Below are 10,087 nucleotides of genomic sequence, written 5' to 3'. Positions count from 1 at the left end.
TAAGTTTGATAGTGTTAAATTTTATTTAGGACAGGATTGTTTTTAAACCATTTGCCGTAACTATAGTCAAACTGCTAAAAAATTTCCTCTTTTGGAAGACGAAAAAGTATTTATAAGACAATTACTCCATCCTGAAACGCAAAATTTGGCTTTCAGGCAGCTTGTTGCGCAATATAGCAGGCCACTTTACAGCCATATACGCAATATTGTGATAAGCCATGATGATGCTGACGACGTGCTGCAAAATACGTTTATTAAAGTTTTTCAGCATTTAAAAGGCTTTAAAGGCGAAAGCAGGCTTTTTTCATGGATGTATCGTATTGCTACCAATGAAGCGATAACTTTTATAAGCAAAAAAGCCAATAAGGCAGGTATAACCAGTGAAGAAGTTCAGCAGAAAGCACTGGAAAAGCTGCCTGCCGATGAGTATTTTGAAGGAGACGCTATACAACTAAAACTGCAAAAGGCGGTAGCCCAATTACCTGAAAAACAGCAGCTGGTATTTAAAATGAAGTACTTTGAGGACATGAAGTATGAAGATATTTCAGAAATACTCGGCACATCAGTCGGGGCACTTAAAGCATCCTATCACCATGCTGTTAAAAAAATAGAAGATTATATAAATAATGCTTAAACCCTTATAAAAGATTTTAGTCTAACATATATGGAATTATTTGATAAAGATAACCGCCCTGCTATAAAAACAGGCTTTAAAGTGCCTGAAAACTACTTTGACGGCTATGCCGACAGGATAATGGCTACAGTTGATAAACCTGGTAAAGCCAAGGTAGTACCTTTGTACCGCAGGGCAGCCAAGCGGGCTGCCGCTGTTGCCGCTGTTGCCGCTGTACTTGTAACAGCTGTTAGCATTACTATGTACCTGAAAAACAAAAACACGGCATTACCCGATGATTCCGCCATAGAAAACTACCTTGTATACCAGGCCAATGTATCCTCATACGACCTTATCCAGAATCTTGACGAAAAGGATCTAAAAGAATTAGAACAGACAGTACTCCTAAATGACGAAGCTATTGAAGAATATCTTGCTACCGAAAACAACTTAATAACAGAAGAACTATGAAAATAAAAATTTTACTACCTCTCTTATGCTTATTATCCATTACAGCAACAGCACAGGATGGTAAAGAAAAAAGGGAACAGGTTAAAGCCCTCAAGGTATCATTTTTTACGCTTCAGCTTAACCTAACCAGCGATGAGGCCGCAAAATTCTGGCCAGTGTATAATGCTTATGAAGAAAAGGTTTATTCCCTAAGGCATAACCGTTTACGTCCCTTAATAAAAAGTATTGACCAAACAGGAGTTGACAAAGTTTCTGAAAAAGAAGCACTGGCTTACGTGGACCAGATACAGGATATTGAGCGGGAAATATTCAATGCAAGGCAAAAGCTTGTTACGGACCTTAAGCCAATTATCGGCCCCATAAAATTATTGAAACTTAAAAAGGCGGAAGACGATTTTAATAAAAAACTTCTTTCAAAATACAAGGAGAGGAGAAATTAGTTTAAACCAGAGAGCCCCGCAAGATGATTGCGGGGCTCTCTGGTTTATGTCTTAAAAGATTTATCCTAAAACCTCTTTAACTTTTTTACCTATTTCAGCAGGCGAGTCTACAACATGGATGCCATTTTCCCTCATGATGCGCTTCTTGGCTTCAGCAGTGTCATCAGCTCCGCCAACAATAGCACCGGCATGGCCCATAGTACGACCTTTAGGGGCAGTTTCGCCGGCAATAAAACCAATTACAGGCTTACGGTTGCCATCAGCCTTAATCCAGCGTGCAGCATCTGCCTCTAGCTGTCCGCCTATCTCACCTATCATAATTATAGCCTCAGTTTCAGGGTCATTCATAAGCAGTTCGACCGCTTCTTTGGTAGTAGTCCCTATAATCGGGTCACCGCCTATTCCTATAGCCGTTGTTATGCCTAATCCCTGCTTCACCACCTGGTCAGCAGCCTCATAGGTAAGCGTTCCTGACTTTGAAACGATACCAACATTTCCTTTTTTGAATACAAAGCCCGGCATAATACCTACTTTGGCTTCTTCAGGTGTAATAACGCCCGGGCAGTTGGGGCCTATAAGCCTGCAGCCTTTATCTTTAATATAATCATAAGCCCTGATCATGTCCGCCACGGGGATGCCTTCAGTAATTGTGATAATTACTTTGATTCCTGCTTCGGCAGCTTCCATAATTGCATCAGCGGCAAAGGCCGGCGGCACAAATATGATAGAAGTATCGGCACCTGCAATTTCCACCGCATCTTTAACTGTATTAAAAACAGGTTTGTCAAGGTGAGTTGTACCTCCTTTACCCGGAGTAACGCCACCAACAACGTTTGTGCCATATTCAATCATCTGGCTGGCATGGAATGTACCTTCGCTACCGGTGAAACCCTGAACAATTATTTTGGAATTTTTATTTACCAGAACACTCATGATATAAAGTTTAAATTGTTTTTTAAATAGTGATGCAAAAATAGGCTTTTTGTAAAATAAATTGACAGGTTTTTCTATTTTTTGCAGAAGAAACTGTCAATTTCAAAGGCATATCAATAAGGCTTATAAGGCTAAAACTGTAAAAAAAGATGTAAGCTGTAGACCATGTAAAATCAGGATTATCAGCCCAGCTGGCTCATGAGGTAGCCTTTATATATCCTGTTGCCCTTTACCTCCCATATAGCTACAAAATGGGCGAGGAGCATTTCTTCCGCAGGGTTTTCTATGGTATTAACATACTGGGTATAGCGCACTGTAACCATGTTGCCTTCAGCAAATATATGGCTGATGTGCGCACGTGAGGAGAGATAGGATTTATGCATCTCCTCTGCCAGCGCCAGTATATCATTGCGGTCGAGTTCAAGGTACCCTTTGGAGCTGTGCCACTTAAGCTCAAGATTCTCATCAAAAAAACGTTTGGTAGCTTCAGGAGACCTGAAAGCTTCGGTAGCATAATATTCTTTTACAAGTTCTTTCGGACTCATTTTTATTTAAGTTTTTCCAATATTTCAGGGATGCGCTTAATATGAGCGAGCTGCTTGAGTTTCTCCCGTGATTCATCCGCCGGATATCCAAAATAAACCTTACCGCCTTCAAGTGATTTGCTGATGCCTGATTGCGCCAGGACTACTGCCTTTGCACCGATGGTGATACCGCTTGTGGTGCCAACCTGTCCCCAAAGGGTAACTTCGTCTTCTATAACTACACAGCCTGCTATACCGGTCTGGGCAGCGATGAGGCATTTTTTGCCAATCACAGTGTCATGCCCTACATGTACCTGGTTATCAATCTTGCTGCCATCGCCAATAGTAGTATCCCCTGTAACACCTTTATCAATGGTACAAAGCGCCCCGATACCCACATCGTTTCCTATAACAACGCGCCCGCCCGATAAAAGTTGGTCAAAACCTTCAGGGCGTTTTTTATAATAAAAGGCATCGGCTCCTAAAACCGTACCCGCATGGATAATTACATTATTACCAATAACCGTATTGTCATAAATGGAAACATTAGAATGAATGACACAGTTATCACCGATTTTCACATTATTACCTATAAAACAATTAGGCTGTATAACAGTTCCTTCACCAATTAGTGCTGAAGGAGCAATAGAAGTATTTGTATGCCTAAATGGCATGAAGTGCTTTGTGAGCTTATTGAAGTCCCTGAAAGGGTCATCCGATACCAGCAAAGCTTTTCCTTCGGGACACTCTACATTTTTATTGATAAGCACTATGGTAGCGGCCGAATTTAAAGCTTTATCATAATATTTGGGATGGTCTACAAAAACAATATCGCCTGGCTCCACCACGTGGATTTCATTCATACCATGCACCGGAAAAGAGGCATCGCCTACATAGTCACAGCCAATTATTGCCGCTATTTGCTCTAATGAATATATTTTTGGAAACTTCATTATATGATAGGAACATTAAACGGTTATACAAGTTAAAATTGTTACTAAGCCAGCATTTCCGCCTGACTATGCGGGCTATTCTTTCACACGCTCAAGATAAGCGCCTGTAGCCGTATCTATCTTAACTTTATCGCCTTCATTAATAAATAGCGGGACATTAACCGATGCGCCGGTTTCAACTTTGGCTGGTTTCGTGGCGTTGGTAGCCGTATTACCTTTGACACCCGGTTCGGCATAAGTTACTTCAAGGATTACCGATGCCGGCATATCTACAGACAATGGCTGGTCAGTTTCAGTATTCCATATAACCATTACATTTTCGCCTTCTTTAAGGAGGTCAGGGGCATCCAGTATATCTTTTTGCAGTGTTATCTGTTCATATGTTTCGGCGTGCATGAAGTGGAAATTATCCCCTTCTGCATAAAGGAACTGGAACTTATGGGTTTCTACCCTTACATCTTCGATTTTGTGGCCTGCAGAAAAAGTATTATCCAGCACTTTGCCTGTTGTAAGGCTTTTTAGTTTTGTCCTTACGAAAGCCGGGCCTTTTCCGGGCTTAACATGAAGGAATTCAACGATTTTGTATATATCGTGGTTAAATTTTATGCATAATCCGTTCCTGATATCTGCTGTAGTTGCCATTATAATTGATTATTGATTATTTATTATGTTTAAAATTGCTTGGTGGGTTGTTGACCGTGCCTAATATATACCGGTATACCCTTTCATTACACCCCTTGAAGAATTTCTTATAAAGAGGATAATTTCATCACGTTCAGGGGTCGCCTCCATTTCGGCTTCAATAATACCCAATGCTTGTGTTGTATTGTAATTTTTTTGGTACAATATCCTGTAAATTTCCTGTATTTCCCGGATTTTTTCAGTGGTAAACCCCCTTCGGCGCAAACCAACAGAATTAATACCCACATAAGAAAGAGGCTCTTTGGCTGCTTTGGTGTAAGGCGGGACATCTTTACGTACAAGTGAACCACCAGAAATCATAGCATGGTCACCAATGCTTATAAATTGGTGTACGGCGGCCAGGCCGCCAATAATAGCATAGTTGCCAACAGTTACATGTCCTGCAAGGGCCACGCCGTTTACAATTATGGCATTATCGCCAATGTGGCAGTCATGGGCTATATGGGCGGTTGCCATGATAAGGCAGTTTTTTCCAATGCGGGTCTGCCCTGAAGCTATAGTCCCTCTGTTAACCGTAACGCATTCACGTACAGTAGAGTTATCACCAATTATTGCAAGAGATTCTTCACCTCCGAATTTCAGGTCTTGTGGCACTGCTGATATAACAGCCCCCGGAAATATATTACAGTTTTTTCCAATTCTGGCGCCTTCCATAATAGTTACGTTGGAGCCTATCCAGGTACCTTCGCCTATTTCCACATTATTATGGATGGTTGTAAATGGCTCAATTACTACATTTTTAGCAATTTTAGCGCCCGGATGTACATATGCTAACGGTTGATTCATACATGTTGTTTTAACTGTTCTTGACGATTTGGGCCATGAGTTCGGCTTCGGCTACGAGTTTCCCGTTAGCATACGCATTAGCCTGCATGTGGCAGATGCCCCTGCGTATAGGCGACAAGAGGTCGCACTTGAATATAAGGGTGTCACCGGGAAGCACTTTATGTTTAAACTTCACGTTGTCAATTTTCATAAAATAGGTTAGGTAATTTTCTGGGTCGGGTACTGAACTCAGGATGAGTATGCCTCCGGTCTGCGCCATAGCTTCAATGATAAGTACGCCTGGCATTACGGGTGCCCCTGGAAAATGCCCCACGAAGAAGCTTTCGTTCATGGTAACATTTTTAAGCCCTACCACATGGCTGTCACTCATTTCCAATATCTTATCCACCAACAGGAAAGGCGGGCGGTGCGGCAGCATCGACATGATTTTGTTCACGTCCATAAGCGGCTCTGCATGCAGGTCATATACCGGCACCTGGTTGCGCTGTTCAATTTTTATAATTTTAGAAAGTTTTTTTGCAAATTGCGTGTTTACAAAATGCCCCGGCTTATTGGCAATCACCTTACCCTTTATGCGGGTGCCAATCAGCGCGAGGTCACCTACAACATCGAGCAGTTTATGCCGGGCAGCCTCATTAGGGTAATGGAGTGTAAGGTTATCCAAAATACCGTTAGGTTTAACGGCTATACTATCTTTCCCGAAAGCTACTTTAAGGCTTTCCATGGTTTCAGGGGAAATTTCCTTATCTACATATACAATAGCGTTATTAAGGTCACCACCTTTTATAAGGCCATTTTGCAGTAGGGTTTCCAGCTCATGCAGGAAGCTAAAGGTGCGTGCATCGGCAATCTGGTTTTTAAATTCCCTAATGTTCTTCATAGTAGCATTTTGCGTACCCAATACTTTGGTACCAAAATCAACCATGGCAGTTACCTGGTAGTCATCGGCGGGCATTACAATTATTTCACTGCCTGTAGCCTCGTCAGTGTAAGATATAACTTCTTTTACCAAATACACTTTGCGTTCCGCGTCCTGCTCTACTACTCCGGCTTTTTCAATGGCTTCAACAAAAAATTTAGAAGAACCGTCCATAATAGGCGGCTCGGAAGCATTAAGCTCGATAATGACATTATCTACATCACATCCTACGAATGCCGCAAGCACGTGCTCGGATGTCTGGATTTTAACGCCTTTCTTTTCAAGGTTGGTACCTCTTTGTGTGTTTACCACATAATTGGCATCAGCCTCTACAATGGGCTGGCCTTCCAAATCTACCCTTACAAAAGTATATCCATTATTTACGGGTGCCGGCTTAAATGTCATCGTTACTTCCTTACCTGTATGCAGGCCCACACCTGTTAAAGATACTTCACTTTTGATGGTGGTCTGTTTAACCATTATCGCTTTTTTTTAAATAATTATTGTTTGTTTTGTTGTTTAAGCTCTTCAATATCGGCTACTATTTTAGGAAGGTTCCTGAAGTGAACGTATGATTTATTAAAATCAGAATACCCCAGTGCAGGGCTCCCCTGTATAGTTTCGCCATCCGGTATGCTTTTGCCGACTCCCGACTGTGCCTGTATACGCACGTTGTTACCAATGGTTATATGGCCTACAATACCAACCTGCCCGCCGATAATGCAGTTCTTGCCAATCTTGGTAGAGCCGGCAACACCTGTCTGAGAAGCAATAACGGTATTTTCACCTATAACCACGTTATGTGCTATTTGTATCTGGTTGTCCAGTTTTACACCTTTTTTTATAATTGTTGAACCCAGTGTAGCCCTGTCAATAGTAGTGCAGGCGCCTACATCAACATTATCCTCAAGAATTACATTGCCTATCTGCGGCACTTTGCTGTAAACACCTTCTTCATTGGGTGTGAAACCAAAACCGTCAGAGCCTATTATGGCGCCGGAATGGACGGTACAGCCGTTGCCGATTTCGGTTTCTGAATATACCCGGACACCGGCAAAAAGGATGGTGTTATCGCCAATGACAACATTGTCTCCTACAAATGTATTAGGGTATATTTTTACGTTATTGCCAATCTTTACATTCTTGCCTATGTAGCAAAAACTGCCCAGGTACAGGCCATCGCCATAAGTAACCCCCTCAGAGATGACTGAAGGCTGCTCTATACCTGATTTCATGAGTTTTACCTGATTATAATATTCCAGTAGTTTTGAAAATGATTTATAGGCATCATCAACTTTAATAAGCGTGGTATTAATAGCTGTTTCCGGCTCAAAAGTTTTATTAACTATAGTGATGCTGGCCTTAGTGGAATATATATATTGCTGGTATTTAGGGTTTGCCAGAAATGTTAAGGAACCTTCGGTACCTTCTTCAATTTTGGCAAGCTTATAAACTTCGGTATTCGGGTTTCCCGCTACCTCACCCTCTAAAATAGCCGCTATCTGTTCTGCTGTAAATTTCATCCCGACAAAAATATAAAATTAAATTAAAAAGCTACTTTTTCTAAAAGTTGTTTTGGAAAGCATATATAATATTTGGTAACCGGTTTTGAGAGTGCTTTAAGGTTCAGCTGGTCTGATGCCTCTACAACATCTTCCACTGTCCTGTCTTTACGCAGGATACGAATGGGTTCACCGGTTTTATTATAGGCCTGGTTTTTGATTTTTCCTTTAAATATAAAGTATTCGGCTTCTTTTTGCGATATTCCAGCATCAGCCATTAAGGCCTGCCTCAGCCCGGCTACCTTAGCTTTATCTGCTTTTTCGGCCTGAAGCTTTATTTTCAGGAGGTCGCGGTTAATAATCATGTGGCATAAATTACTAAGCACATAGTCGCTATGATGCTGCCATGCCTTTAGGGCCGACATGATGTCAAAATCATCCAGCTGCGCAAAAGTATCTAGCACGTCCGGCGTAAAGGCTTCCCGGTTAATCCTGTTTTGCAGAAAAAACCGCAAAGGCCCGCTGCTTTCAAGTTCTGTCCCCTGGTGGGTAAGTTCTTTGGCGCGTTTGAGTATTTTGGTAAGTATCAGTTCGGCCGCCACGCTGGTCTTGTGGAGGTAAGCCTGCCAGTACATCAGGCGGCGTGCCACAAGAAATTTTTCAACAGAATAAATACCTTTCTCCTCAATTACCAGCATATCATCCTGCACATTCATCATCTGTATCAGCCTTTCGGAGTTGATGTTCCCTTCGGCTACCCCACTGTAAAAGCTGTCGCGTTTAAGGTAGTCCATCCGGTCCATATCGAGTTGGCTTGATATAAGCTGGTGCATGAATTTCCGGCTATATTCGCCTCTGAAGATTTGTATGGCCAGTGTCAGCTTTTTATCAAAAATAGCATTAAGCCTGTCCATAAACATGAACGAAATGCTTTCGTGGTTTATGTTTTCTACAATACTGTGCTCCATGGCGTGTGAAAAGGGCCCGTGGCCAATATCATGCAGAAGTATGGCTAAATAGAGCGCATTTTCTTCCTCATCATTTATATCTACCCCTTTGAAGCGTAGTACCTGGACTGCTTTCTGCATTATGTGCATGCACCCGAGGGCATGATGGAAGCGTGTATGGTGCGCGCCGGGGTACACCAGGTAGCTTAGGCCCATTTGGGATATTCGGCGGAGTCGCTGGAAATAAGGATGCTGTATTACATCATAAACCAATGGGTTGGTTATAGAAATAAAGCCATATATTGGGTCATTGAGTATCTTAAGCTTGTTTACCTGCTGCACTGTATCTTTTTTTAACAAATATAGCAAATACAGGATTGGCAGGAAGGAGTTGTTACTCTTTTTGTAAATGCCACGTATATAGCCTTAACTTAAAATTTGTAGCCCGCGTTAAATGTAGGTTAAGAAGCCACTTCAAATAAACTCATTATTAAAATATTAGCTAATTTTATACAATAACCCTATGCTGATGAAAATTTTAATAATTATAGCTGCCCTTTTTGGCTTCGGCGCGCTGTCGTACGGGCAGGCACAGGACGAGCAGGAACGTCTTGAACAGCTTCCGCCACCGGTTACACAGCGGCAGGTTGAGCAGCATGCCAATGAAGCCGATGAAATGCGGGTGGCCGACCCGGCTTTTGACAGACAACTGAAAAAACAGCAGATAAAGGACATGAAAGAAAACCGTAAAGATGCCGAAAAAACAGTTCCCGGCAGGGCTGCTGATACCAAAAAAGAAAACAGTAAAACTTCAACACGGCCTGATAAAGAATAATAACGTTATTTTTTGTTACTTAGGTTATTGAAGGAAAGGTCTGCAGGATTAAATACCTGCAGGCCTTTCATAGTATTGCCTTACAGCCAAAGTACCCGCTTTTTTACATATGTAATACTACCGTAAAAAACAACTATAATTTCATCCGGATAATTAAGATAATAATTTGATTTTTTTTAATCAGAGCAGAAAAACAGGGGTCAAGATTATTGCTTAAGATAAAATGAATTTATTAAAGGCCTTGACAAAGCATTATAGAAATGGGTAATTTTATACTTTCTTCGGTACATCCCACAATCTGAAAACCCAGGGACTAATAATGCAAGTACACCCGCAATACTGCCAATTAACCGGGGTCTGGATGCAGGAGACGTTGCGGGAGAAGCTAACAAAAGCGCACTGAGCCACTCCCTGCTAGCCCCGATGGGAGCGGCATCCTCCCCGCCGCCCGCTTTTGCGGCG

At 41.9% G+C, this 10,087-nt stretch carries 13 protein-coding genes; 4 read left to right on the top strand and 9 right to left on the bottom strand.

Annotated elements, in window-relative coordinates:
- The first annotated feature begins 91 nt into the window (after positions 1 to 91).
- Genes CHU92_RS04390 through CHU92_RS04380 form a run of 3 tightly spaced genes read left to right on the top strand, consistent with a single transcriptional unit; the run spans position 92 to position 1,524 of the window.
- A complete protein-coding gene (locus CHU92_RS04390; protein ID WP_094412991.1) occupies positions 92 to 634 on the top strand; it encodes an RNA polymerase sigma factor in 543 nt (180 codons plus the stop codon).
- 30 nt (positions 635 to 664) lie between these two features.
- Positions 665 to 1,084, top strand: a complete 420-nt coding sequence (locus CHU92_RS04385; protein WP_094412989.1) for a hypothetical protein — start codon at positions 665 to 667, stop codon at positions 1,082 to 1,084.
- Entirely contained in the window at positions 1,081 to 1,524 is a 444-nt protein-coding gene (locus tag CHU92_RS04380) for a sensor of ECF-type sigma factor (RefSeq protein ID WP_094412987.1), read from the top strand. Before CHU92_RS04385 ends, CHU92_RS04380 begins: the two co-directional genes overlap by 4 nt.
- Before the next feature lie 60 nt (positions 1,525 to 1,584).
- On the opposite strand, the gene sucD is transcribed toward CHU92_RS04380, so the two are convergent.
- The 8 genes from sucD to CHU92_RS04340 form a co-directional block, all read right to left on the bottom strand.
- The gene (gene sucD, locus CHU92_RS04375) at positions 1,585 to 2,457 is read right to left on the bottom strand and encodes a succinate--CoA ligase subunit alpha (RefSeq protein WP_094412985.1); all 873 of its coding nucleotides are present in this window, start codon (positions 2,455 to 2,457) and stop codon (positions 1,585 to 1,587) included.
- A gap of 182 nt (positions 2,458 to 2,639) precedes the next feature.
- Positions 2,640 to 3,002, bottom strand: a complete 363-nt coding sequence (locus CHU92_RS04370; RefSeq protein ID WP_094412983.1) for a nuclear transport factor 2 family protein — start codon at positions 3,000 to 3,002, stop codon at positions 2,640 to 2,642.
- A gap of 2 nt (positions 3,003 to 3,004) precedes the next feature.
- On the bottom strand, positions 3,005 to 3,934 hold the full coding sequence (locus CHU92_RS04365) for a UDP-3-O-(3-hydroxymyristoyl)glucosamine N-acyltransferase (RefSeq protein ID WP_094412981.1): 930 nt from the start codon (positions 3,932 to 3,934) through the stop codon (positions 3,005 to 3,007).
- Between the two features lie 75 nt (positions 3,935 to 4,009).
- Positions 4,010 to 4,576, bottom strand: a complete 567-nt coding sequence (gene efp, locus CHU92_RS04360; RefSeq protein WP_094412979.1) for an elongation factor P — start codon at positions 4,574 to 4,576, stop codon at positions 4,010 to 4,012.
- 60 nt (positions 4,577 to 4,636) lie between these two features.
- Positions 4,637 to 5,422 (bottom strand): acyl-ACP--UDP-N-acetylglucosamine O-acyltransferase, encoded by a 786-nt coding sequence (gene lpxA / locus CHU92_RS04355; protein WP_094412977.1) that lies wholly within the window; start codon positions 5,420 to 5,422, stop codon positions 4,637 to 4,639.
- A gap of 10 nt (positions 5,423 to 5,432) precedes the next feature.
- Positions 5,433 to 6,821: a bifunctional UDP-3-O-[3-hydroxymyristoyl] N-acetylglucosamine deacetylase/3-hydroxyacyl-ACP dehydratase gene (locus CHU92_RS04350; protein WP_094412975.1), complete on the bottom strand. Its 1,389-nt coding sequence runs from the start codon at positions 6,819 to 6,821 to the stop codon at positions 5,433 to 5,435.
- A 20-nt stretch (positions 6,822 to 6,841) separates the two neighbouring features.
- Complete coding sequence (gene lpxD / locus CHU92_RS04345) at positions 6,842 to 7,864, bottom strand: UDP-3-O-(3-hydroxymyristoyl)glucosamine N-acyltransferase (RefSeq protein ID WP_094412973.1); 1,023 nt, start codon at positions 7,862 to 7,864, stop codon at positions 6,842 to 6,844.
- A 23-nt stretch (positions 7,865 to 7,887) separates the two neighbouring features.
- Positions 7,888 to 9,132 (bottom strand): HD domain-containing protein, encoded by a 1,245-nt coding sequence (locus CHU92_RS04340; protein WP_094412993.1) that lies wholly within the window; start codon positions 9,130 to 9,132, stop codon positions 7,888 to 7,890.
- A gap of 187 nt (positions 9,133 to 9,319) precedes the next feature.
- Here CHU92_RS04340 and CHU92_RS04335 point away from each other — a divergent pair, with 187 nt between their 5' ends.
- Positions 9,320 to 9,625, top strand: coding sequence for a hypothetical protein (locus CHU92_RS04335; RefSeq protein ID WP_094412971.1), 306 nt, complete (start codon positions 9,320 to 9,322; stop codon positions 9,623 to 9,625).
- Positions 9,626 to 9,831: 206 nt separating this feature from the next.
- On the opposite strand, the gene CHU92_RS15985 is transcribed toward CHU92_RS04335, so the two are convergent.
- The coding region (locus CHU92_RS15985; protein WP_207759803.1) for a hypothetical protein at positions 9,832 to 10,087 on the bottom strand (256 nt) is incomplete at its 5' end.

Source organism: Flavobacterium cyanobacteriorum, assembly GCF_002251835.1.
GTDB lineage: Bacteria > Bacteroidota > Bacteroidia > Flavobacteriales > Flavobacteriaceae > Flavobacterium > Flavobacterium cyanobacteriorum.
Note: the sequence above shows the minus strand (reverse complement) of the source record. Positions and strands in the feature narration are given on the sequence as shown.